The organism is Streptomyces sp. NBC_00005, from assembly GCF_045160215.1.
Classification (GTDB): domain Bacteria; phylum Actinomycetota; class Actinomycetes; order Streptomycetales; family Streptomycetaceae; genus Streptomyces.
In genome coordinates, this window is the sequence record NZ_CP108316.1 from 8,771,685 (window position 1) to 8,793,188 (window position 21,504).

A 21,504-nucleotide genomic window follows, 5' to 3' on the forward strand; every position below is an offset into this window, starting at 1 on the left:
TCCCGTCGCTCACATCTCGAACGACTCGTGATGGATGCGGCGGGCGGGCACTCCCGCGCCGCGCAGTGCTTCGTACACGGTCTGCGCGAACCCGGCGGGCCCGCACATGAAGACGTCGTGCTGTTCGATGTCCGGCAGCTTCTGCCGCAGCCGCTCCGCCGAGATGTCCGGGCGCTCCCCTTCCGGACTGTTGACCGCGTACATCAACCGGGCGCCGCGGTCGTCGGCGATGGCGGCGAGCTCGTCCCACAGGGCCAGGTCCTGGGTGGTGTTGGCCCGGTAGAGGAGCGTGATGTCGCCGGAGGCGCCGGGCAGCGTCTCGAACAGCGCCCGCATCGGCGTGATGCCGACGCCGCCCGCGACCAGCAGCACCTTGCCGCGGCTGCGGCGCTGCGCGGTGAGCGCCCCGTACGGGCCCTCGGCCCACACCTTGGTGCCGGGCGTCAGTTCGCGCAGCCGGGCACTGTGGTCGCCGATCGCCTTCACGGTGATCCGCAGCATGTCGGGGCGGGGTGCCGCCGACAGCGAGTACGGGTGCGAGCTGAACCGCATGCCCGGCGCCAGGAACCGCCAGCGGAAGAACTGCCCCGCCTCGGCACCCATCCGGTGCAGCTTCCGCCCGCCGATCAGCACCGACACGATGCCCGGCGTCTCCTCGATGACGGCCTCGACGCGCATCCGGTGCCGCATGTTCAGCCGGATCGGAACGAGGATCCGGAACCAGACCACCAGCGCGGTGACCGACCCGTACAGCGCGTACCAGAAGGTCTTCGCGGTCGGCTCGACGGCGAAGTCGTTGCCGGTGGTGATCTGGTGCCAGAAGGTCAGGAAGACCGCCGCGTACGTCAGCAGGTGGACGTGGTACCAGGTGTCGTACGGGATCCTGCGGCGGACCGGGCCGATCGAGGTCAGCCCGATGAGCACGAACAGGCCGGTGCCGATGGCCGCCTTGCCCATGTCCGGCAGCTGGTTGATGGAGTCGATCGTCTGCTGGACGATGTCGCCGAGCGACTTGCCCGCCTGCAGCGCATAGCCCCACATGATGAGGAAGACGTGCGCGAAGACCAGGCAGAGCGTGTAGCGGCCGCTCATCGCGTGCCAGCGCGCCACCCGGTCGGAGCCCACCCGGCGTTCCAGGGCGGGCACCCGGGCCATCTGCAGCACGACCAGTGCCATCAGGTATCCGGCGAGCAGGCCGGTGATCCGGCCCGCGTTGAGGATCTTGCCGTTGTTGTCGGCGATGTTCGGCGTGTTGTGCCACCACAGCCACAGCACACCGACCGCGCCCGCCCATACGGCGAGCAGCAGGACGGTCGCCGGGGAGCGGCGCGGGCGGATGCGGCGCATCGTCTGGCGGCGGGCGGCGCGGCCGCCTGCGAGCGTGGTGGTCACTGTTCCTCCGGGGCGGGGGCAAGGGGGTTGGCGTGGTCCCTTGGCCCAGAGATACGTGCCGCGACGCCAGTGTGTTCAGCCGCTCGCCGAGTCCAGTGCGGACTGGAGTGACTGGCGGTAACCGTCACTTGTGTACGTGGCCCCCGAGACGGTGTCGATGTTCGCGCTCTGCGCCGCGAGGGCCTCGGTGCGCAGCCGCGGGACGGCGTAGCTGTTGATCTCCTGGTCGTGTGGGTTCTCCTGCGGGTAGGTCACGGCAGTCACCTCGGTGAGCTTGCCGTTCTTGAGGGTGATGCGGACCTGGACGGGGCCCCACCGGGTCTGCACCGAGTCGCCGGTGACGGTCTTCGTGCCGGTGGTCGATCCGTTCGACCCGCTCGATCCGGTTGACGCGCTCGAACTGCTCGACGGCGCGGGCACGGCCAGGGCGACCGTCGGCGTGGAGTGCGGTTTGAGCGACAGCAGCATCACCATTCCGGAGACAGTGGCGGCACTCGCCAGCACGATGCGGCGCAGGGGACGGTTCTTCTTCAACGCGTGCACGTCTGTTGCCTCACAGCTCGAACGATTCGTGGTGGATACGGCGGTCCGGTACACCGGCGGTGCGCAGCGCCTCGTACAGATCGCGGGCGAAACCGTGCGGGCCGCAGAGGTAGACGTCGTGGCCGGCCAGGTCGGGGAAGGTGGCGAGCAGGGACTCGGCGGTGAGACTCGGGCGCCGTCCGTCCGGTCCGTTGAGGGCGTACAGCACCTTCGCACCGCGCCAGCGCGCGATGGCCTCCAACTCCCCGCCCAGGGCGAGCTCTTCGGCCGTGCGGGCACGGTAGAGGAGGGTCACCTCTCCGGGCAGTGTCTCGAACAGCGCCCGCAGCGGTGTGATGCCCACGCCGCCCGCGATCAGCAGGGACTTCGGCGCGGTCTGCCGGTCCTGGGTCAGCGATCCGTACGGGCCCTCCGCCCACACCCGCGTGCGCGGCCGCAGCAGGGAGACGGCCGCGCTGTGGTCGCCGAGCGCCTTGACCGTGATCCGCATCAGGTCCTGGCGGGGCGGTGCGGACAGGGAGTACGGCGTCGACGTCCAGCCCATGCCCTCGCCGAGGAACCGCCAGCGGAAGAACTGCCCCGCCCGCGCGCCCATCTCGTCCAGCCGGTGCCCGCGCACGACGACCGAGTACACGCCGGGCGCCTCCCGGTGCACGGACTCGACCCGCAGCCGGTGCCGCAGATTCAGCCGCACCGGAGCGAGGATCCGGAACCACACCACCAGCGCCGCGACCCCGAGGTACAGCGCGTACCAGGCGGCCGTGGCCCCGGTGTGGCCGTTGAACTCGTTGCCCAGCGTCAGCTGGTGGAAGAAGGCGAGGAAGACGGCGACGTACGTCAGCAGGTGCACGTAGTACCAGAACTCGTGGCTGAGCCGGCGGCGCGCGGCGCCGGCCGAGGTGATGCCGACCGCGAAGAGGACGATCGTGCCGAAGGTGGCCTTGAGCATGTCCGGGTAGTCCAGGACGACCGTGGCCGTCTCGTGCCAGAGGGAGGCGCGGTCCTGGGCGGCGTAGCCGAGGAGGATCAGCGTGATGTGCGCGACCAGCAGGCAGACCGTGTAGCGGCCGGCCATCGCGTGCCAGCGCGCCACCCGGTCGGAGCCGATCCGCCGCTCCAGCAGCGGAACGCGCGCCATCAGGCCGACGAGCACCGCGCAGGCGTATCCGCACAGCAGCCCGGCGATCCGCCCGGCCCCCGTCAGCCAGCCCGCCGTGCCGACCACCGAACCGGTGTCCGTCCACCACAGGGCGACCACGGCCGCCGCCCCGGCCCACAGCAGGGCGAGCACGGGGCCCGCGGGGGAGCGCCGCGCGGCCGGCACCACGGCCGGTGCCGTCCGCCGCTCGTACACGGTGGTCATGTGTGCGTCCTTTCGCCTGTCCGGGACGCAACTGTGCAGCGGGAACCTCTCAGCACGCTCTGAACGGGCACCTCACCCAGCCGACTCAGAGGAAACTCAGAGCATCGGACGCCGCCCGCGACCCGCGCGAGGGGTGATCCTGGTACAGCCATGAACACCACCCGCTCCGGCCGACCCGCCCTCACCCGCCCCGACGGCACCCCGCTGCGCGTCCTCGTCGTGGACGACGACCCGGACCTCGCCGAGGTGCTCTCGGGGGCCCTGCGCTACGAGGGCTGGCAAGTCCGCTCGGCCGGCGACGGCGCCTCCGCACTGACCGAGGCCCGGCAGCTGATGCCGGACGCCGTCGTCCTGGACGTGATGCTCCCGGACACCGACGGTTTCGCCGTCCTGCGCTCCCTGCACACCGTGAAGCCCGACGTGTGCGTCCTCTTCCTGACCGCGCGGGACGCGGTGGAGGACCGCATCGCGGGCATCACGGCGGGCGGCGACGACTACGTCACCAAGCCCTTCAGCCTGGAGGAGGTCGTGGCCCGGGTCCGGGGACTGCTGCGCCGCGCCGGCATGGCCCGGCAGCTGGACGAGGGCCCGCGGCTGACCGTGGGCGACCTGGTCATGGACGAAGAGGCCCGCGAGGTGACCCGGGCAGGCGAGTTGATCGAGCTGTCCCCGACCGAGTTCGAGCTGCTCCGCTTCCTGATGCGCAATCCGCGCCGCGTGCTCAGCAAGGCGCAGATCCTCGACCGGGTCTGGTCCTACGACTTCGGCGGCCGCGCCCACGTCGTCGAGCTCTACATCTCGTACCTGCGCAAGAAGGTGGACACCGGCCGCGAGCCGATGATCCACACCGTGCGGGGGACCGGGTACGTGCTCAAGCCGGCCACCTCATGAGGCTCCTACGGCGACTGCCCCGCCCGCACACCCTCCGCGCCCGCCTCACCGTCGGCCTGGTGGTGCTGCTGGCCGTCAGCTGTGCCGCGGTCGGCATCGCCGCGGTCGTCGAGCTGAACGGCTTCCTCACCAGCCGCCTGGACGAACAGCTCGGCGAGGTCGGGCCCCGTTTCGCGGCGAGCCTGGAACACGGCGGCAAGCTGCCCGACGACCACGACGGCGACGAACGCGGCGACGACCGCAGGCAGGCCACGGGCACCTTCGGTGCCCGTCTCGTCGACGGTACGGCCACCAATGCGGCAGTCGTCCGCTCCGCCGGCATCATCGACGTCACCCTGACCGCGCGGGACAAGAAGCAGCTCGCCGCCGTCCCGGTCGACGGCACGGGCCACAGCGTCGACCTCTCCACCTTGTGCGACTACCGGGTCCTCGCGTCCAAGGGCCTCGACGGCGACGTCCTGATCACCGGCCTGCCCCTCGAGCCCGTGCAGGCCACCGTCCACCGCCTCGAACTGGTCGCCGGGATCGTCTTCGGCGCCGCCCTCGCCCTCGCGGGCGTCGCGGGCGCCCTCTGGGTGCGCTGGTCGCTCAGGCCGCTGAGCCGGGTCGCCGCGACGGCCACCCGGGTCAGCGAACTCCCGCTGGCCAGCGGCGAGGTGGCCCTGCCGCCGCGCGCCCCGGAGACCGACCCGCGCAGCGAGGTGGGCAGGGTGGCCGGTGCCTTCAACCGCATGCTGGGCCACGTCGAGGACGCGCTCACCAAACGGCACGCGAGCGAGGAGCGGCTGCGCAGCTTCGCGGCCGACGCCAGCCACGAGCTGCGCACTCCGGTCGCCTCGGTCCGCGGCCACGCCGAACTCGCCCTGCTGCACCCGGGCCCGGTGCCGCCGGAGGTCACGCGCGCCCTGGAGCGCATCGCCGCCGAGTCGGGCCGCATGGGCGCGATGGTCGACGACCTGCTGCTCCTGGCCCGCCTGGACGCGGGCCGCCCGCTCGAACGCCTCCCCGTCGACCTGACCCGCCTGGTCCTCGACGCCGTCACCGACGCGCGGGCCGCGGGCCCCGGCCACCGCTGGACCCTGGAGCTGCCCGAGGAGCCGGTCACGGTCACCGGCGACGAGCACCGCCTTCACCAGGTGCTGGCCAACCTGCTGGCCAACGCGCGGGTGCACACGCCCGTCGGCACCAAGGTGACGGTGACCCTGGAGTCCGACGGCCCCACCGCCGTCCTCAAGGTCCACGACGACGGACCGGGCATCCCCGAGGACATCCAGCCGGGCGTCTTCGAACGCTTCACCCGGGCCGAACACCGCCGCCGCGCCGACGCCCCCGGCGGCGGAGCGGGCCTGGGCCTGTCGATCGTGGTGGCGGTGGCGGAGGCGCACGGCGGAAGCATCGCCCTGGAGAGCCGCCCGGGGTCGACCACGTTCACCGTGCGGCTCAATACCGTGTGATCGCCGTGGATCCGCTCGCCGTACCGATCGCGAAGTGCGGTTGGCTCCAGGGACGGACCCACTTGAGAATCCGCTGCATCGAATCACTCGGCACCGACACACAACCGGCAGTCGCCCCATGCCCGTTGACATGCAGGAAGATGCCGGCCCCGCGCCCGTGCACGCGCTGGTGGTAGTTGAAGCCGATGACGAGCGCGTACGCGTACTGCGTCCGGTAGGAGACGAGGTGCTCGGACTCCGAGGCACGGCAGTCGGACGGCCGTGGCTGGGTCCAACGGTTGTACGAGCGGGAGGCGTTGTCCTCGCACCACCACGAACTCTGGTGCACGGGGCGGTACTTGTAGCGCGTGCCGCTCGGCGCGGCCTCGATGCCGAAGGCGAAGGGGAGGTCGTAGAGCCCGGTGGGCGTGGTGTTCGTGTTCTGCTTCCGGGCGACGCCCTCGACCAGCCCCTTCGCCCCGAACCGGGCGGACGCCGAACCGGCCTTCACCCAGCGGCCGCCCCGGAGGTCCCACCAGGTGAGCGTGCCGGTCGTCGAGCTCGTCCTCGAGGCCATGGCGGTGATCAGCTGCGTACCGCCCCCGGTGTACGCCATCCGCGCGGGCAGCGGCGGCGTGCCTGCGGGCGCGGCACCGAGCAGGAGAAGGGACACGGAGGCGAGCACTGCGGCGACGGCTGGGCGCATGGCTCAGACCGTAGAGGGCGGGAGCGGCAACGGCAGCCCGGGTAGGCCATCCAGGCTCGTCGCGACGTGCTCCTTCTTGGTGAAGTACTCGCCGAGCGAGGCGTCGTCCTCCCGCGCGAAGCGCTTGCCGTGCAGGTCGCGGTCCTCGTCGTACGACATGAAGGGGACCGCGTAGCCGCAGGTGTCGCGGACGAGTTCGGCCGTGACGACGATGACCGCCCGCAGTCCGTGCGGGGTCGGATCGATGTCCGGGAAATGGGTGAGCAGTTCCTTGAAGCGCGGGTCGTCACGGAAGACCGGCTCGCCCTGCCCGTGCACCCGCACGATGTTCGGCGGGCCCTGGAAGGCGCACCACATCAGAGTGATCCGCCCGTTCTCCCGCAGGTGCGCGATCGTCTCCGCGTTGGAACCGGCGAAGTCCAGGTAGGCCACGGTGAGTTCGTCGAGCACCACGAAGGAGCCCTTGAGGCCCTTGGGGGAGAGGTTGACCGTGCCGTCGCCCGACAGGGGCGCGGTCGCGGTGAAGAAGATCGGCTGCGCCTCGATGAACGTGCGCAGCCTGCCGTCTATGCGTTCATAAGTCTTTCCCACGCCTCACGATTATGCGCGCAAACCTTTCGCCTGTCTAAGGAATTGCGGTAAGGAATTGCGGTGTCGATGTGCCGACTCCGGCCGTGGCCGCCCCGGCCGGCGCTTGAATCGGGGCGGCCACAGTGCCTGTCACGTCACTTGGTGAGCGTGCAGGCGGCCAGGGAGTCGAGGCCGGTCGGCTTGTCGGCCGTACGGCCGATGGCGATCGCGATGCGGTCAACGGTCGACTTCCGCTTGTCGGCCAGCGGGCCGAGGATCGCGTTCTGCACGAAGTTCGGGCCGCCCTGGCCGACCGTCGCCGCGAGCCGCTTGTTGGCCTCGTCGATCTGGGTGTTGAGGAGCGCCAGGTTGCGGTCCACCTCGGCCTGGGCGGAGGCCGGGATCTCGGGCAGCTGCGAGGCGACGTCGGGGCAGGTGATGGTGCCGGCGCCGGCGTTCTGGGCATCGCCCGCGGCGTCGTCCGCGCCCTGCGACGCAGAGGCCGTCACGCTCGGCGTGGCCGTGGCCTCCGCGCCCGCTTCGTCTCCCGTGCCCGCCGCGTCACCCGCGCCGGCGGCGGCACCGTCGGCGTTGAGGGTGCAGGGTGCGAGGGCGTCCAGGCCCTGGGGCTTGTCGGCCGTGCGCCCGATGGCGGTGGCGATGCGGTTCACGGTGGCGATCCGCTTGTCCTCCAGGGGCCCGAGGATGGCGTTCTGCACGAAGTTGGGCCCGCCCTGACCGACCGTGTCGACGAGCCGCTTGTTGGCCTCGTCGATCTGGGTCTGCAGCAACGCCACGTTGCGGTCCACCTCGGCCTTGGCCGAGGCCGGGATCTCGGGCAGCTGCGAGGCGACGTCCGGGCAGGTGATGGTGCCGGGGGACGCCAGCGTCCGCGCGGTGGTCCCGCTGCTCTTGGACGGCGTCCCGGCGAGGGCGGAGCCGGCGATCACCGCGCCGGACAGCGCCACGGCGGCAGCGCCACCGATGATCGCGACGCGGCGCTTGTTGTACTTCGGAAGAGCCCTGGACATGCGGATGCCTCACTCGGGTCTGGGGTGACGGATGTGTCACTGGTGTGTGGCCGGTGTGTACAAACGCGGCGCCTGCGTTCGGCGAGAGGTACGGGAAAGCGGTTGCTGGTGTTCAAGCGCCCCCGGGATTGATGCGTCGCCCCCCTGGATTGACGAATCATGCAGAGTCCTGCATACTCATGCATGTCAGCGAATGCACCATGAGGAGAAACCCGTGACCGAGCGCGTCGTACTCGCCTACTCAGGCGGTCTGGACACCTCCGTCGCCATCGGCTGGATCGCCGAGGAGACGGGCGCCGAGGTCATCGCCGTGGCGGTCGACGTCGGCCAGGGCGGCGAGGACCTGGACGTCATCCGCAAGCGCGCCCTCGCGTGCGGTGCCGTGGAGGCCGAAGTGGCCGACGCCAAGGACGAGTTCGCCGAGGAGTACTGCCTCCCGGCGATCAAGGCCAACGCCCTCTACATGGACCGCTATCCGCTGGTCTCCGCACTCTCCCGGCCGACGATCGTCAAGCACCTCGTCGCCGCCGCCCAGAAGCACGGCGCCACCACGGTCGCCCACGGCTGCACCGGCAAGGGCAACGACCAGGTCCGCTTCGAGGCCGGCATCGTCGCCCTCGCCCCCGGCCTCAAGTGCATCGCCCCGGTCCGCGACTACGCGATGACCCGCGACAAGGCGATCGCGTTCTGCGAGGCGAAGAACCTCCCGATCGCGACCACCAAGAAGTCCCCGTACTCCATCGACCAGAACGTCTTCGGGCGCGCGGTCGAGACGGGCTTCCTGGAGGACATCTGGAACGCCCCGATCGAGGACATCTACGAGTACACCTCCAACCCGGCGGCGGCCCGCGAGGCCGACGAGGTGATCATCACCTTCGAGGCGGGCGTCCCGGTCGCGATCGACGGCAGGCAGGTCACCGTCCTGCAGGCGATCCAGCAGCTCAACGAGCGCGCCGGCGCCCAGGGCATCGGCCGGATCGACATGGTCGAGGACCGGCTCGTGGGCATCAAGTCCCGTGAGGTGTACGAGGCCCCGGGCGCGATCGCGCTCATCACGGCCCACCAGGAGCTGGAGAACGTCACCGTCGAGCGCGAACTCGCCCGCTACAAGCGGCAGGTCGAGCAGCGCTGGGGCGAACTGGTCTACGACGGCCAGTGGTTCTCCCCGCTCAAGCGCGCCCTGGACGGCTTCATCGACGAGGCCAACCAGCACGTCAACGGCGACATCCGGATGACCCTGCACGGCGGCCGTGCGGTCGTCACCGGCCGGCGCTCCCAGACCTCCCTGTACGACTTCAACCTGGCGACGTACGACACGGGCGACACGTTCGACCAGGCCGCGGCCAAGGGCTTCATCGACATCTACAGCCTGTCGTCGAAGATCGCGGCACAGCGCGACCTCGCGTGAGCGGTCGCGATCCTGCGCAAGCAGTAGCGTGACTTCCGCCTCCCCACACATGGCGTGGGGAGGCGGTGGCACATCCACTCCCTCTCTAGGAGCAGAGCAAGTGAGCAGCAACAGCGGTGACGTACGGCTCTGGGGCGCCCGTTTCGCCGACGGTCCCGCCGAGGCCCTGGCGAAGCTGTCCGCGTCCGTCCACTTCGACTGGCGGCTGGCGCCCTACGACCTCGCCGGCTCGCGTGCCCACGCGCGCGTGCTCCACAAGGCGGGCCTGCTCACCGAGGACGAGCTCACGCGGATGACCACGGGCCTCGACCAGCTCGAGGCCGACGTCGCGGACGGCTCCTTCGTCGGCACCATTGCCGACGAGGACGTCCACACCGCCCTGGAGCGCGGCCTGCTGGAGCGCCTCGGCCCGGACCTCGGCGGCAAACTGCGCGCGGGCCGTTCGCGCAACGACCAGGTGGCCACCCTCTTCCGCATGTACCTCCGGGACCACGCCCGCGTCATCGGCGGTCTGATCGCCGACCTCCAGGACGCGCTGGTCGGCCTGGCGGAGGCCCACCCGGACGTGGCGATGCCCGGCCGCACCCACCTCCAGCACGCCCAGCCGGTCCTGTTCGCCCACCACGTCCTGGCCCATGTGCAGTCCCTGTCCCGGGACGCGGAGCGGCTGCGTCAATGGGACGAGCGGACGGCCGTCTCGCCCTACGGCTCGGGCGCCCTGGCCGGCTCCTCCCTCGGCCTCGACCCGGAGGCGGTCGCCAAGGACCTCGGCTTCGAGCACGGCAGCGTCGGCAACTCCATCGACGGCACCGCGTCCCGTGACTTTGTCGCCGAGTTCGCCTTCATCACCGCGATGATCGGCGTGAACCTCTCCCGGATCGCCGAGGAGATCATCATCTGGAACACGAAGGAGTTCTCCTTCGTGACCCTGCACGACGCCTTCTCCACGGGCTCGTCGATCATGCCGCAGAAGAAGAACCCGGACATCGCCGAGCTGGCGCGCGGCAAGTCGGGTCGCCTGATCGGCAACCTGACGGGCCTGATGGCGACCCTCAAGGCCCTCCCGCTCGCGTACAACCGCGACCTCCAGGAGGACAAGGAGCCGGTCTTCGACTCCTGCGACCAACTCGAGGTCCTGCTCCCGGCCTTCACCGGCATGATGGCCACCCTCACCGTCCACCGCGAGCGCATGCAGGAGCTGGCCCCGGCCGGCTTCTCGCTCGCCACCGACATCGCCGAGTGGCTGGTGAAGCAGGGCGTGCCGTTCCGCGTGGCGCACGAGGTCGCCGGTGAGTGCGTGAAGGTCGCCGAGGCCGAGGGCAAGGAACTGGACGGCCTGACGGACGAACAGTTCGCGAAGATCTCCGCCCACCTGACGCCGGATGTGCGGTCCGTCCTCAACGTCCCCGGCGCCCTGGCCTCCCGCAACGGCCGAGGCGGCACGGCACCGAGCGCGGTCGCGATCCAGCTGGCAGAGGTGAAGGCGGACGTGAAGGCACAGCACGACTGGGCCACCGCCAAGCAGTGACGCCCCAGCGGTGCGGGGCTGTATCGATATGCGGCTCCGCCGCGTGGGCGCGACCAGCCACGAACAACCCGCACCCGCCGAGCCACCGCACGAACCGGGCTCTGAGGCAGAAACCAAAGGTCATCGCGGGTTACGTTGGTCGGAAGCCGTACCGGAGCCGACCAACGGAGCCCGCGATGCCCTTCGCCCGACTGGCCACAGCGACAACCCCCACCTGCCACATCGGACTGGGCCTCGCCGCAGTGGGCCGCCCCGGCTACATCAACCTCGGCCGGGATCAGGACCTCCCGGAGGGCCGCAGCGCCGAGGCGATGCGCCGCCGCACGCACGAACTCCTCGACGCCGCCTACTTCCAGGGCGTCCGCTACTTCGACGTGGCCCGCTCCTACGGCCGCTCCGAGGAGTTCCTCGCCGACTGGCTGAACGCCCGACCCGACATCGACGACATCGTCGTAGGCAGCAAGTGGGGCTACACCTACACCGCCGGCTGGACCACCGACGCCGAGCAGCACGAGGTCAAGGACCACACCGTCCAGACGTACGAGCGGCAGCGCGCCGAGACCGCCGGGCTGCTCGGTGACCGCCTGGACCTCTACCAGATCCACTCGGTGACCCAGGACAGCCCGGCCCTCACCGACAAGGAACTCCACGCCAAACTGGCGGAGGCCGCGGACCGGGGCACCACCATCGGCTTCTCCACCAGCGGGCCCGCGCAGGCCGAGGCCATCCGCGCCGCCCTCGCCGTGACGGTCGACGGCGAACCCCTCTTCCGTACCGTCCAGTCGACGTACAACGTCCTGGAGACCTCGGCCGCTCCGGCCCTCGCCGAGGCGCACGACGCGGGGCTCACGGTGATCGTCAAGGAGGGCATGGCGAACGGCCGGCTGGCGGACGCGTACGCACCGGACGCCCTGAAGGCCGTGGCCGCGCAGACGTCACTCGGCTGCGACGCGGTGGCCCTCGCCCTGGTCCTGCGCCAGCCCTGGGCCGGGGTCGTCCTCTCCGGCGCGGCGACCGTCACCCAGCTCGCCTCCAACCTGCACGCAGCGGTCGTGGACCTGGACGAGGACCAGCTCGCCCGGCTCGCGACGCTCGTGGAGGAACCGGTTGCCTACTGGGAGCAGCGCGGCCGGCTGCCCTGGCACTGACTGACCGGCAGACACTCTCGATCAGCGACCCCGTCCGTCAGGACCTGTGAGTCACGCGCGCCCACAGTGAGACATGAGTGTCTCATATGGGTTACCCTCGTCTCATGGCTGTCGACCGTGACCATGTACTCCGCACCGCCGCGGCCCTCCTGACCCGGAAGTCCACCGCGACGATGGACGAGGTCGCCAAGGCGGCCGGGCTCAGCCGGGCCACGCTGCACCGGCACTTCGCCGGCCGCGACGCGCTCGTGCGGGCGCTGGAGTCGCTCGGCATCGCGGAGTGCGAGGCGTCGCTGGACGCGGCGCGCCTGGAGGACGGGCCGGCCGCCGACGCCGTACGCCGCCTGGTGCGCGAGATCGAGCCGGCCGCGGGTCTGCTGGCCTTCCTCTACACCGAGAACCAGCTGTTCGAGGGCGAGGAGCAGAACGCGGGCTGGACCAGGATCGACGACCGCATCGCAGCCCTGTTCCGACGCGGTCAGGCGACCGGCGAATTCCGCATCGACCTCACCCCGGCCTGGCTCACCGAGGCGCTGTACGGCCTGCTGGCCTCGGGCGCCTGGGCGGTGTCGGAAGGCCGCGTGGCCTCCAAGGACTTCACCCACATGATCGTCGAGCTCCTGCTCGGCGGCGCACTGCGGCACCAAGCACCGGAGCAGCAAGCATCACAGCATCGAGCACCACAGAGAGAGGAATCATGACCAGCACCCCGCAGCCGGTGACCACGACCGAGGCGGTGAAGCGCCCGGGCCGTTGGCTCGCGCTGTCCGTCCTCGTGCTCGCCGTGCTGCTGGTGGCCGTGGACGCGACCGTCCTCGGCCTCGCGACCCCTTATATCAGCGAGGACTTGAAGCCCTCCGGCACCCAACTCCTCTGGATAGGCGACGTCTACTCCTTCGTCATCGCCGGCCTGCTGGTGTCGATGGGCAGCCTCGGCGACCGCATCGGCCGCAAGCGGATCCTGCTCGGCGGCGCCACGGCGTTCGGCGCGATATCGATCCTCAACGCCTACGCGACGACACCGGAGTTGATGATCCTGGCCCGCGCCCTACTCGGCGTCGCGGGCGCGACCCTCATGCCCGCCACCCTCGCCCTGATCCGCAACCTCTTCCACGATCCGCGCGAGCGCAGCCTCGCGGTGGGAATCTGGGGCGCGACGGCTTCCGCGGGTACGGCCATCGGCCCGATCGCCGGTGGCTTCCTGCTCGAACACTTCTGGTGGGGCTCGGTCTTCCTGATCAACCTGCCGGTGATGGCGGTCCTGGTCCTCGTCGGCATCCGCACGCTGCCCGAGTCCCGTAACCCGAACCCCGGCCCGTGGGACCTGATCAGCGTGGTCCTCTCCCTGGTCGGTGTGATCGGTGTCGTCTACGCGGTCAAGGAGGCCGCGACCCACGGCGTCGAGTGGCCCGCGCTCGCCGCGGGCGCACTGGGCGCGGCGGCCCTTTACTGGTTCGTGCGCCGCCAACTCAGGCTCCCCGCACCCCTGTTGGACATGCGCCTGTTCCGCAACCGCGGCTTCAGCGCCGCGGTCCTGGCCGATCTGCTGACCATCCTGGGCCTGTCGGGCCTGGTGTTCTTCCTCTCCCAGTACCTGCAACTCGTCCAGGGCCGGCGTCCGTTCGAGGCGGGGCTGGCCGAACTGCCCGCCGCGGTGGGCGCGGTGGCGGCCGGCCTGATCGCCGGCCGTGCGGCTCGCCGCTTCTCGGTACGGTCGGTGGTGTCGGGCGGACTGGCAGCGGTGGGCCTCGCCCTGGCCGTACTGACGACGCTGGGTCAGTCCACCGGCTACCCCGTGCTGGGTGCGGCGCTCCTGGTCGTCGGCATCGGCGCAGGCTTCTCCTTCACGGTGACCGCCGACGTGATCCTCTCCTCCGTACCGAAGGAACAGGCGGGCGCGGCCTCAGCGGTCTCGGAGACGGCGTACGAACTGGGCGCCGCCCTGGGCATCGCCGTACTGGGCTCGATCGTGACGGGCATGTACCGGGGCTTCGCCGCTCCGGCGGGCACTCCGGCAGGGGCGCACGAGTCACTGGGTGGAGCGGTGGAGGCGGCGTCGGGGATGCCGGCAGACGCGGCACGGAACATGTTGTCGTCGGCCCGGGAGGCCTTCGTCGACGGCCTCTCCCTCGCGGCAGGTGCGGGCGCCGTGGTCCTGCTGGCGACGGCGGTGGCGGCGTGGTTCCTGCTGCGCGGCCAGCGTCTTGACGAGGGCTCTCCCCATCCGTCGACCGTCGTGGCGGGGGCTGCGACCGGGAAGTCCCACCAAGAGACCTCCGGCCGAGAGCACAGCGTCAGTCATTGACCCAGGCCACTGTCCGCCACGCGTTTCCCCGAGAGCCGAACAAAAGAGCCGTACGCACCCTCGCAGGTGCGTACGGCTCCGGAAAACCCGTCGGTTCAGGCGGCCTTGGCCTTGGTGGCGTACATGTCCACGTACTCCTGGCCGGACAGCCGCATGACCTCGGCCATCACGGAGTCGGTCACCGCCCGCAGCACGTACCGGTCGCGGTCCATCCCCTCGTACCGCGAGAACTCCATCGCCTCACCGAACCGGACGGTGACCCGCCCGGGACGGGGAATGCCCGCACCGCCCGGCTGCAGCTTGTCCGTGCCGATCATCGCGAAGGGCACGACGGGCGCACCCGTCATCAGGGTCAGCCGGGCGATACCGGTACGGCCCCGGTACAGGCGCCCGTCGGGAGACCGCGTGCCCTCCGGGTAGATGCCGAAGACCCTGCCCTCCTCGAGCACTCGACGTCCGGTCATCAGGGCGGCGACACCGCCGCGGCCGCCGTCGCGGTCCACCGGGATCATGCCGACGCCGGTGAAGAACCAGGCCATGAGCCGGCCCTTGAGGCTCTTGCCGGTGACGTACTCGTCCTTGCCGATGAAGAAGACCTGACGGTCGCAGACCAGGGGCAGGATCATCGAGTCGATGAAGGTCAGATGGTTGCCGGCCAGGATGACGGGACCGTCGCCCGGGATGTGCTCCGCGCCCTCCACCTGTGGGCGGAACATCAGGCGCATGATCGGTCCGAGCACTGCCTTGATGAGCGCGAAGCGGGACAACAGGCCCTCCGGTGTCAAGCGATTCGGTATAAGTCTGTGCAGGTGAGGACGATACTCGCGGTCCCCGGGGTCTTGCACATCGGGTTCACCGAGGTCTTACGCACTGTTGACGTGGGTTCACCTGGGGTGACACCGCGTTTCCTGCCCGTAACCAGGGCGGAACCATGTGACGGAAGTCGCGCGGCGCTGAAAGATCGCCGCGTGCCGCCGAACGGAGTTCGCCGGCCGCCAAAGGGGGGAGCCGGTATGGACCGTCTACCCCGCTCCCCGGCCTCGATGCCGACGGCCCGTCAGACATTCGTTCCCATACGACATCCCGAGTCACCCGCGTGTTCCGGCCGGGGCCTCCCTCACGTCATGTCCACGCCCCTACGATCGGCCCGCTGGACGAAGAGATCGAGCCGACGTCAGGGGAGGCGCTCATGGGAACGCAGGAGAACGAGCAGACAGGCGGTACCGGGCGACGCGCGCTTCTCGGCGCGGCGATGCTGGGCGCTGGCGGAGCCGTACTGGGTCTGACCGGTACGGCGAGAGCCGCGGGCGCCGGGCACGGGGGCGGCGGGCTGCGGAGCCTGCCCACGCCGACGATCATCGGCCACCGCGGCGCCAGCGGCTACCGTCCCGAGCACACCTTCGGCTCCTACAACCTGGCCCTCGACCTGGGCGCCGACATCGTCGAGGCCGGCGACCTGGTCCCGACGAAGGACGGTCATCTGGTCTGCCGGCACGAGCCGGAGATCGGCGGCACCACGAACGTCGCGGACCACCCGGAGTTCGCCGGCCGCAAGACCACCAAGGTCCTGGACGGTGTCTCCACCACCGGTTGGTTCACCGAGGACTTCACGCTCGCCGAGTTGAAGACGCTGCGCGCGATCGAGCGCATCCCGGCCAACCGCCCGCACAACACCCTCTACAACGGCCGCTGGGAGATCCCCACCTTCGAAGAGGTCCTGAAGTGGCAGGACGAGCAGACCCGCAAGCGCGGCAAGCAGGTCTGGATCTACCCCGAGACCAAGCACCCCACCTACTTCCGCAAGCTGGGCCTGGGCCTGGAGGAGCGGGTCGCCAAGTTGCTGCACAAGTACGGCAAGGACAAGCGGAACTCGGCGGTCATCCTGCAGTCCTTCGAGCCGGGCAGCATCCAGCGCCTGAACAAGCTGGTCGACAACCCGTTGGTCGTCCTGCTCTCCACCGCCGATAGCCGCCCCTGGGACTTCGTCGAGGCCGGCGACCCGCGCACCGTCGCCGACCTGATCACCCCGAAGGGGCTCAGGGAGATCGCCGGCTACGCGCAGGGTCTCGGCCCGACCCTCGACCTGGTCATCACGAAGAAGGCGGACGGCAGCCTCGACAAGCGGACCACCCTCGTCGCCGACGCGCACAAGGTCGGGCTGATCCTGCATCCGTACACCATGCGCAACGAGAACCCCTTCCTGCCCACGGAGTACCGCAAGGGCACCGACGCGGATGCCTACGGCGACGCCTTCGGCGCGTTCAAGACGTACTTCGCGACCGGCATCGACGGCGTCTTCTCCGACAACGCGGACACCGCCGTGCTGGCCCGCGAGGACTTCGTCAACAGCTGAGCGCCCGGCCCCGGTTGGGGTGATTGTCGGCCGCCCGGGCAACCTCGAGCCCGGGCAGCCGTGTCATGCCGCATATGACGCACGATCTGGTTGCCGCCCTGCACCCCTTACTCACCGCCGAGGCCTCCGCGGAGGCACATGCCTCCGGTACCGAGCCCGGCGATCTGGAACAGGCGGTCTGGCTCCGCCTCCTGGAGCGCCTGGAGGTGGACGGCCCGCCTCTCGACCCCCAGCGCTGGCTGCGCAGCGCCGTCCGCTCCGAGGCGCGCCGCACCCGCCGTACGACCCGTCTCGAGCGGCCGTACGACATCGAGCCGGTCGACGACATCGACCGCGACCCCGAACACCTGGCCCTCGCGGCGGCCCGCCGCCGGGCCCTGCGCGACGCGGTGCGCCGCCTCCCCGGCCGCTGCCCCCGGCTGATGGAGGCGCTGCTCTCCCCGAAAGACCTGACATACCGGGAAATCGCGGGGGAGTTGGGTATCTCACAGGGCAGCCTCGGTCCGGAACGTTCCAGATGCCTGGGATGTCTCCGTCGTTTGCTCCCGCCGGAGGTTGCGGGCGGCGAAGCGCGGGGATAGGAGTGAGGGACAACGTGGCGATCAGGTGAGCGGGAGGCGTGCGCACATGGGCATGAGCGTGACCATCTCGGTGGCGACCGAGCAGGACGCAGAGCAGATCTTCAAGCTCCAGTACCTGTGCTTCCAGAGCGAGGCGGCGCTGTACGGCAACTACCGCATCGACCCGCTCGTCCAGAGCCTCGACTCGGTCCGTCAGGAGGTGGCCGCGGACTGCGTGTTCGTGGCACGGCTCGGCGAAGAAGTGGTCGGCTCGGTGCGCGGCCGGATCACCGAGGACGGCTCCGCCGCCATCGGCAAGCTCTGCGTCCACCCCCGTCTCCAGGGGCACGGCATCGGCGCGAGGCTGCTGCGCGCGGCCGAGTCGGCGCTCGCGGAGGAACGCGGCGCGAAGGTGTTCCGCCTCCACACCGGCCACCGCAGCGAGGGCAACCTGCGGCTGTACCGGCGGGTGGGTTACGAGGCGGTCGGCACGTCCCAGGGCAACGACGGGGTACCGATGATCGTCCTGGAGAAGCCGGCCAACACGTACGCGACGACGGCCTGACGGCGCCCAAAGGGGCGCGGGGCTGCACCGATACGCGGCTCCGCCGCGTGGGCGCGACCAGCCATGGCGGGCACGCTGCCGCCTGACGGCGTCAGGCGGCATCCCCCTGCGGCGCACGCGACTTACGCAACCAGTACATCGCGGTCAACGGCAGGAGCACGGGAATGAAGACGTATCCCATCCCGTAGTCCGACCACACCGTGGCGTCGGGAAACGCCGACCGGTCGACCAGCGTCCAGGTGCCGACCGTCAGGACACCCACCAGCTCGGCCGCGCAGCAAAACAGTGCCGCCCTGCGGGCCCGCTCGCCGCCGCGCACCAGCGAGTACGTGATGAAGCCGTAGACGACACCGGCGACGGCCGACAGTGAATAGGCGAGCGGTGCCCGGTCGAACTCGGTCGCGATCTGGTAGACGGACCGCGACACGGCCCCGACGACCATCACGCCGTAGAACCAGACGAGCAGCATGCCCGGCCCGCTGATCAGTCGCGTCCTCGTGGGCTTCTCCTGCACCGAGGTCACCTCAGCCTCCCCAGATGTCATAGAGCCGCACTTCGAGAACGGCCAGGACGATACCGCCGGCGGCCACCGTCACCGAGCCCCAACGGGTGCGCTCCGCCAAGGACATGAAGCCCGCCGCCGGCACGCACGCGAACGCGCCCAGCAGATACGCCACGAAGATCGTCGTGCCCTGTTCCGCCTTCTCGCCCCGCGCCAGCTGCACGATCCCGATCACCAACTGCACCACGGCCAGCAGCGACACCACGGCCATACCGATGAAGTGCCAGTCCTTCGTCGGCTGATCACGGTAGGCGGCCCAGCCGCACCAGGCGGCGAGCAGCAGCGCGGCGACGCCGGTCACCAGCGTCAGGGCATCAAGCATGCCGCGAGCCTATTACGGGCCAAACGACCGGATGCGGTCGCCCCCGTCGCGCACCGTAGGGTCGGGATCATGAAGATCCACGCACGAGCCCTCCTGTTCGACAACGACGGCACCCTCGTCTCCTCCCTCGACTCCGTCGACCGCTGCTGGACCCGCTGGGCAGGCGAGTACGGCATCACGGCCGAGCAGTTCCGGAGCGTCGAACTGCACGGGCGCCCGGCCGTGGAGATAGCCGCCGACCTGCTGCCCGCGGACGTCGTACCGGAGGCCGTTGCGCGGATCGAGCTGCTGGAGGTGGAGGACGTGCCCAACGGGGGAGTCCGTCTGCTCCCCGGCACGAAGGACCTCCTCGACGCGCTGCCCGGCGAGCGCTGGGCCGTCGTCACCTCGGCCACGCGGCGCCTCGCCGAGGCCCGCCTCGACGCCGTCGGCATCCTGCCCAAGACCCTCGTCGCCGCCGACGACATCACCCGCGGCAAGCCCGACCCCGAGCCCTACCTCCTCGCCGCCCGCCGACTCGGCGTCGACCCGGCCCACTGCGTCGTCTTCGAGGACGCCCCGGCCGGACTCCAGGCCGGCCGCGCCGCGGGCATGACCACCGTGGCCTTGGCCACAACGCACGAGGCCCACGAGCTCGACGCCGACCTCGTGGTCACGGACCTCTCGGCCCTGTCCGTGCTGGTCACCGACGGGGGAGTGGAGATCTCCGTCCGCGGCTGACCCCCGTCCACCGCTGTCCGTCATGCGGACAGCAGGTTCTTGGTCACTTCGATACGTCTGCTTTACTGATCGCATGACCACCACGAGCAGCCGCACCTTTGCGACCGAGGCGACCATGACGCCCGGTGCTCGTTGTATGTGTCGAATGCGCGCCTTCTAGAGGGCCCCCGCACCACCCTGAGCCTCGCGCCCCGAAGCGAGCCGCCGTGGCATGTCCGTACGCCGTGAACGCCGTACGTGACCCATGTGCCCGCGCACGACTTACCTCCCGTACCCGGGCACACCCACGCCCGCGTACTCGACAGTGACGGAAACCCCCAGTGATCACGACATCAGGCCTGACCAAGGTCTACCGCTCGCGCGGCCGTGAGGTCACCGCTCTGGACGGCGTCGATCTGCACGTGCGCGAAGGCGAGGTGTACGGCGTCATCGGCCAGTCCGGCGCCGGCAAGTCCTCGCTCATCCGCTGCGTCAACCTGCTGGAGCGGCCCACCGCCGGCACGGTGACCGTCGCCGGGCAGGACCTCACCGCCCTCGCGGGACGCGGTCCCCGGGCCGGCAAGGAACTCCGCCTGGCGCGCAGCCGTATCGGCATGGTCTTCCAGCACTTCAACCTGCTGTCCTCGCGCACGGTCCAGGACAATGCCGAGCTGCCGCTCGAGATCCTCGGCAGGTCGGGCAAGGAGCGCTCCCGCAAGGCGCTCGAACTCCTCGACCTGGTGGGCCTCGCGGACAAGGCCAAGGCCTACCCGGCCCAGCTCTCCGGCGGCCAGAAGCAGCGCGTCGGCATCGCCCGCGCCCTGGCCGGCGACCCCAAGGTCCTCCTGTCCGACGAGGCCACCAGCGCCCTCGACCCGGAGACCACCCGCTCCATCCTCCAGCTGCTGCGCGACCTGAACCGGCAGCTGGGCCTGACCGTCCTGCTCATCACCCACGAGATGGACGTCGTGAAGTCGATCTGCGACTCGGCCGCGCTGATGGAGAACGGGCGCATCGTCGAGTCCGGGACGGTGAGCGAGCTGCTCGCGACGCCCGGCTCCGAGCTGGCCGCCGCGCTGTTCCCGGTGGGCGGCGAGGCCACCGACGCCGACCGCACCGTCGTCGACGTCACCTTCCAGGGCGAGGCCGCCACCCAGCCCGTCATCTCGCAGCTCTCGCGCACCTACAACATCGACATCTCGATCCTCGGCGCCGCCATCGACACCGTCGGCGGCCTCCAGGTCGGCCGGATGCGCATCGAACTGCCCGGCCGCTACGAGGACAACGTCGTACCGATCGGCTTCCTGCGCGAACAGGGCCTGCAGATCGACGTCGTGGGCGAGCCCCTGCTGGTGAAGGAAGGTGCCAAGTGACCTGGTCCGAGATGCAACCGCTGCTGTCCCAGGCGTGTTGGGACACCCTCTACATGGTCGGCTGGTCCACGCTGATCGCCGTCGTCGGCGGGCTGCCGCTCGGCATCCTGCTCGTGCTGACGGACCGGGGCGGACTGCTCCAGAATGTCGTCGCCAACAAGGTCATCGGGCAGATCGTGAACGTCGCCCGCTCGATGCCCTTCATCATCCTGATGGTCGCGCTGATGACCTTCACGCGCTGGATCACCGGGACGACCATCGGCCGTGAGGCCGCCATCGTGCCGCTCGCCATCGGGGCGATCCCCTTTTTCGCGCGCCTGGTCGAGACGGCCGTCCGCGAGGTGGACGGCGGGCTCGTCGAGGCCGTGCAGTCGATGGGCGGCAACATCTGGACCGTCGTCCGCAAGGTCCTCGTACCCGAGTCGCTGCCCTCGCTGATCTCCAGCACCACCACCACGATCGTCGCCCTCATCGGCTACTCCGCGATGGCCGGCACGGTCGGCGCCGGCGGTCTCGGCGACATCGCCATCCGCTACGGCTACCAGCGCTTCGAGACCGAACTCATGTGGATCACCGTGGCGATCCTCGCCGTCGTCATCTCGGTCATCCAGTTCGCCGGCGACTACGCGGCCCGCTCCCTGCACCGGCGCGGCGGGCGTTCCGGCGCGGCGCCGAGGCTGCGCCTGCTGAAGGCCGAGGAGCCCGCGACCGGCGACGTCGGCAAGGTCGCCTGACGGTTCCCCTGCCCTGAA

The 21,504-nt window shown here is 70.4% G+C and carries 22 protein-coding genes; 13 read left to right on the top strand and 9 right to left on the bottom strand.

Annotated features, from left to right (window positions below; translation table 11 throughout):
• Positions 1-9: 9 nt before the first annotated feature.
• The 3 genes from OG303_RS40025 to OG303_RS40035 all read right to left on the bottom strand — a co-directional run bounded on the left by OG303_RS40025 (position 10) and on the right by OG303_RS40035 (position 3,298).
• The gene (locus OG303_RS40025; RefSeq protein WP_405874806.1) at positions 10-1,392 is read right to left on the bottom strand and encodes a ferric reductase-like transmembrane domain-containing protein; all 1,383 of its coding nucleotides are present in this window, start codon (positions 1,390-1,392) and stop codon (positions 10-12) included.
• Between the two features lie 75 nt (positions 1,393-1,467).
• Positions 1,468-1,935: an FMN-binding protein gene (locus tag OG303_RS40030; protein ID WP_405874807.1), complete on the bottom strand. Its 468-nt coding sequence runs from the start codon at positions 1,933-1,935 to the stop codon at positions 1,468-1,470.
• 10 nt (positions 1,936-1,945) lie between these two features.
• Complete coding sequence (locus OG303_RS40035) at positions 1,946-3,298, bottom strand: ferric reductase-like transmembrane domain-containing protein (RefSeq protein WP_405874808.1); 1,353 nt, start codon at positions 3,296-3,298, stop codon at positions 1,946-1,948.
• A gap of 150 nt (positions 3,299-3,448) precedes the next feature.
• On the opposite strand from OG303_RS40035, the gene OG303_RS40040 reads away from it, so the two are divergent.
• Together OG303_RS40040 and OG303_RS40045 are read left to right on the top strand one after the other, a co-directional pair.
• The gene (locus OG303_RS40040; RefSeq protein ID WP_405874809.1) at positions 3,449-4,189 is read left to right on the top strand and encodes a response regulator transcription factor; all 741 of its coding nucleotides are present in this window, start codon (positions 3,449-3,451) and stop codon (positions 4,187-4,189) included.
• Positions 4,186-5,643 carry a sensor histidine kinase gene (locus OG303_RS40045; RefSeq protein WP_405874810.1) on the top strand — a complete coding sequence of 486 codons (1,458 nt, stop codon included), beginning with the start codon at positions 4,186-4,188 and terminating at the stop codon, positions 5,641-5,643. The genes OG303_RS40040 and OG303_RS40045 overlap by 4 nt, the downstream gene beginning before the upstream one ends.
• Here the strand turns inward: OG303_RS40045 and OG303_RS40050 are convergent.
• From OG303_RS40050 to OG303_RS40060, 3 genes are all read right to left on the bottom strand, one after another.
• Positions 5,630-6,328: a L,D-transpeptidase family protein gene (locus OG303_RS40050; protein ID WP_405874811.1), complete on the bottom strand. Its 699-nt coding sequence runs from the start codon at positions 6,326-6,328 to the stop codon at positions 5,630-5,632. The genes OG303_RS40045 and OG303_RS40050 overlap by 14 nt on opposite strands.
• A 3-nt stretch (positions 6,329-6,331) precedes the next feature.
• Positions 6,332-6,919 carry a pyridoxamine 5'-phosphate oxidase family protein gene (locus OG303_RS40055; RefSeq protein ID WP_405874812.1) on the bottom strand — a complete coding sequence of 196 codons (588 nt, stop codon included), beginning with the start codon at positions 6,917-6,919 and terminating at the stop codon, positions 6,332-6,334.
• A gap of 134 nt (positions 6,920-7,053) precedes the next feature.
• Entirely contained in the window at positions 7,054-7,929 is an 876-nt protein-coding gene (locus OG303_RS40060) for a hypothetical protein (RefSeq protein WP_405874813.1), read from the bottom strand.
• A 214-nt stretch (positions 7,930-8,143) separates the two neighbouring features.
• Between OG303_RS40060 and OG303_RS40065 the strand changes: the two genes are divergently transcribed.
• The 5 genes from OG303_RS40065 to OG303_RS40085 all read left to right on the top strand — a co-directional run bounded on the left by OG303_RS40065 (position 8,144) and on the right by OG303_RS40085 (position 14,318).
• Positions 8,144-9,337, top strand: coding sequence for an argininosuccinate synthase (locus tag OG303_RS40065; protein WP_405874814.1), 1,194 nt, complete (start codon positions 8,144-8,146; stop codon positions 9,335-9,337).
• A 100-nt stretch (positions 9,338-9,437) separates the two neighbouring features.
• Positions 9,438-10,865: an argininosuccinate lyase gene (argH, locus tag OG303_RS40070; RefSeq protein WP_405874815.1), complete on the top strand. Its 1,428-nt coding sequence runs from the start codon at positions 9,438-9,440 to the stop codon at positions 10,863-10,865.
• A gap of 176 nt (positions 10,866-11,041) precedes the next feature.
• Positions 11,042-12,013, top strand: coding sequence for an aldo/keto reductase (locus OG303_RS40075; protein WP_405874816.1), 972 nt, complete (start codon positions 11,042-11,044; stop codon positions 12,011-12,013).
• A gap of 104 nt (positions 12,014-12,117) precedes the next feature.
• A complete protein-coding gene (locus OG303_RS40080) occupies positions 12,118-12,714 on the top strand; it encodes a TetR/AcrR family transcriptional regulator (protein ID WP_405874817.1) in 597 nt (198 codons plus the stop codon).
• The gene (locus tag OG303_RS40085; protein ID WP_405874818.1) at positions 12,711-14,318 is read left to right on the top strand and encodes an MFS transporter; all 1,608 of its coding nucleotides are present in this window, start codon (positions 12,711-12,713) and stop codon (positions 14,316-14,318) included. Before OG303_RS40080 ends, OG303_RS40085 begins: the two co-directional genes overlap by 4 nt.
• A gap of 95 nt (positions 14,319-14,413) precedes the next feature.
• Here OG303_RS40085 and OG303_RS40090 read toward each other — a convergent pair whose 3' ends face one another.
• Entirely contained in the window at positions 14,414-15,085 is a 672-nt protein-coding gene (locus OG303_RS40090) for a lysophospholipid acyltransferase family protein (protein ID WP_405877700.1), read from the bottom strand.
• Between the two features lie 422 nt (positions 15,086-15,507).
• Here OG303_RS40090 and OG303_RS40095 point away from each other — a divergent pair, with 422 nt between their 5' ends.
• The 3 genes from OG303_RS40095 to OG303_RS40105 all read left to right on the top strand — a co-directional run bounded on the left by OG303_RS40095 (position 15,508) and on the right by OG303_RS40105 (position 17,796).
• Positions 15,508-16,671: a glycerophosphodiester phosphodiesterase gene (locus OG303_RS40095; RefSeq protein WP_405874819.1), complete on the top strand. Its 1,164-nt coding sequence runs from the start codon at positions 15,508-15,510 to the stop codon at positions 16,669-16,671.
• A gap of 74 nt (positions 16,672-16,745) precedes the next feature.
• Positions 16,746-17,252 (top strand): RNA polymerase sigma factor, encoded by a 507-nt coding sequence (locus OG303_RS40100; protein WP_405874820.1) that lies wholly within the window; start codon positions 16,746-16,748, stop codon positions 17,250-17,252.
• Positions 17,253-17,298: 46 nt separating this feature from the next.
• Complete coding sequence (locus tag OG303_RS40105) at positions 17,299-17,796, top strand: GNAT family N-acetyltransferase (protein WP_405874821.1); 498 nt, start codon at positions 17,299-17,301, stop codon at positions 17,794-17,796.
• Between the two features lie 91 nt (positions 17,797-17,887).
• On the opposite strand, the gene OG303_RS40110 is transcribed toward OG303_RS40105, so the two are convergent.
• On the bottom strand, positions 17,888-18,319 hold the full coding sequence (locus OG303_RS40110) for a hypothetical protein (RefSeq protein WP_405874822.1): 432 nt from the start codon (positions 18,317-18,319) through the stop codon (positions 17,888-17,890).
• 1 nt (position 18,320) lies between these two features.
• A complete protein-coding gene (locus OG303_RS40115; protein ID WP_405874823.1) occupies positions 18,321-18,680 on the bottom strand; it encodes a hypothetical protein in 360 nt (119 codons plus the stop codon).
• Positions 18,681-18,749: 69 nt separating this feature from the next.
• Between OG303_RS40115 and OG303_RS40120 the strand changes: the two genes are divergently transcribed.
• From OG303_RS40120 to OG303_RS40130, 3 genes are all read left to right on the top strand, one after another.
• Positions 18,750-19,400 (top strand): HAD family hydrolase, encoded by a 651-nt coding sequence (locus tag OG303_RS40120; RefSeq protein WP_405874824.1) that lies wholly within the window; start codon positions 18,750-18,752, stop codon positions 19,398-19,400.
• A gap of 320 nt (positions 19,401-19,720) precedes the next feature.
• Complete coding sequence (locus OG303_RS40125) at positions 19,721-20,752, top strand: methionine ABC transporter ATP-binding protein (RefSeq protein WP_405874825.1); 1,032 nt, start codon at positions 19,721-19,723, stop codon at positions 20,750-20,752.
• Positions 20,749-21,486, top strand: coding sequence for a methionine ABC transporter permease (locus tag OG303_RS40130; RefSeq protein ID WP_405874826.1), 738 nt, complete (start codon positions 20,749-20,751; stop codon positions 21,484-21,486). The genes OG303_RS40125 and OG303_RS40130 overlap by 4 nt, the downstream gene beginning before the upstream one ends.
• Positions 21,487-21,504: the final 18 nt, after the last annotated feature.

What these genes read in the sequence shown, in the direction of transcription:
- OG303_RS40100 (WP_405874820.1), top strand. Translation starts at nt 16,746, where the DNA reads ATGACGCACGATCTGGTTGCCGCCCTGCACCCCTTACTCACCGCCGAG.
- OG303_RS40085 (WP_405874818.1), top strand. Translation starts at nt 12,711, where the DNA reads ATGACCAGCACCCCGCAGCCGGTGACCACGACCGAGGCGGTGAAGCGC.
- OG303_RS40120 (WP_405874824.1), top strand. Translation starts at nt 18,750, where the DNA reads ATGAAGATCCACGCACGAGCCCTCCTGTTCGACAACGACGGCACCCTC.
- OG303_RS40105 (WP_405874821.1), top strand. Translation starts at nt 17,299, where the DNA reads ATGGGCATGAGCGTGACCATCTCGGTGGCGACCGAGCAGGACGCAGAG.
- OG303_RS40035 (WP_405874808.1), bottom strand. Translation starts at nt 3,298, where the DNA reads ATGACCACCGTGTACGAGCGGCGGACGGCACCGGCCGTGGTGCCGGCC.
- OG303_RS40050 (WP_405874811.1), bottom strand. Translation starts at nt 6,328, where the DNA reads ATGCGCCCAGCCGTCGCCGCAGTGCTCGCCTCCGTGTCCCTTCTCCTG.
- OG303_RS40095 (WP_405874819.1), top strand. Translation starts at nt 15,508, where the DNA reads ATGGGAACGCAGGAGAACGAGCAGACAGGCGGTACCGGGCGACGCGCG.
- OG303_RS40040 (WP_405874809.1), top strand. Translation starts at nt 3,449, where the DNA reads ATGAACACCACCCGCTCCGGCCGACCCGCCCTCACCCGCCCCGACGGC.
- OG303_RS40045 (WP_405874810.1), top strand. Translation starts at nt 4,186, where the DNA reads ATGAGGCTCCTACGGCGACTGCCCCGCCCGCACACCCTCCGCGCCCGC.
- OG303_RS40075 (WP_405874816.1), top strand. Translation starts at nt 11,042, where the DNA reads ATGCCCTTCGCCCGACTGGCCACAGCGACAACCCCCACCTGCCACATC.
- OG303_RS40080 (WP_405874817.1), top strand. Translation starts at nt 12,118, where the DNA reads ATGGCTGTCGACCGTGACCATGTACTCCGCACCGCCGCGGCCCTCCTG.
- OG303_RS40115 (WP_405874823.1), bottom strand. Translation starts at nt 18,680, where the DNA reads ATGCTTGATGCCCTGACGCTGGTGACCGGCGTCGCCGCGCTGCTGCTC.
- OG303_RS40060 (WP_405874813.1), bottom strand. Translation starts at nt 7,929, where the DNA reads ATGTCCAGGGCTCTTCCGAAGTACAACAAGCGCCGCGTCGCGATCATC.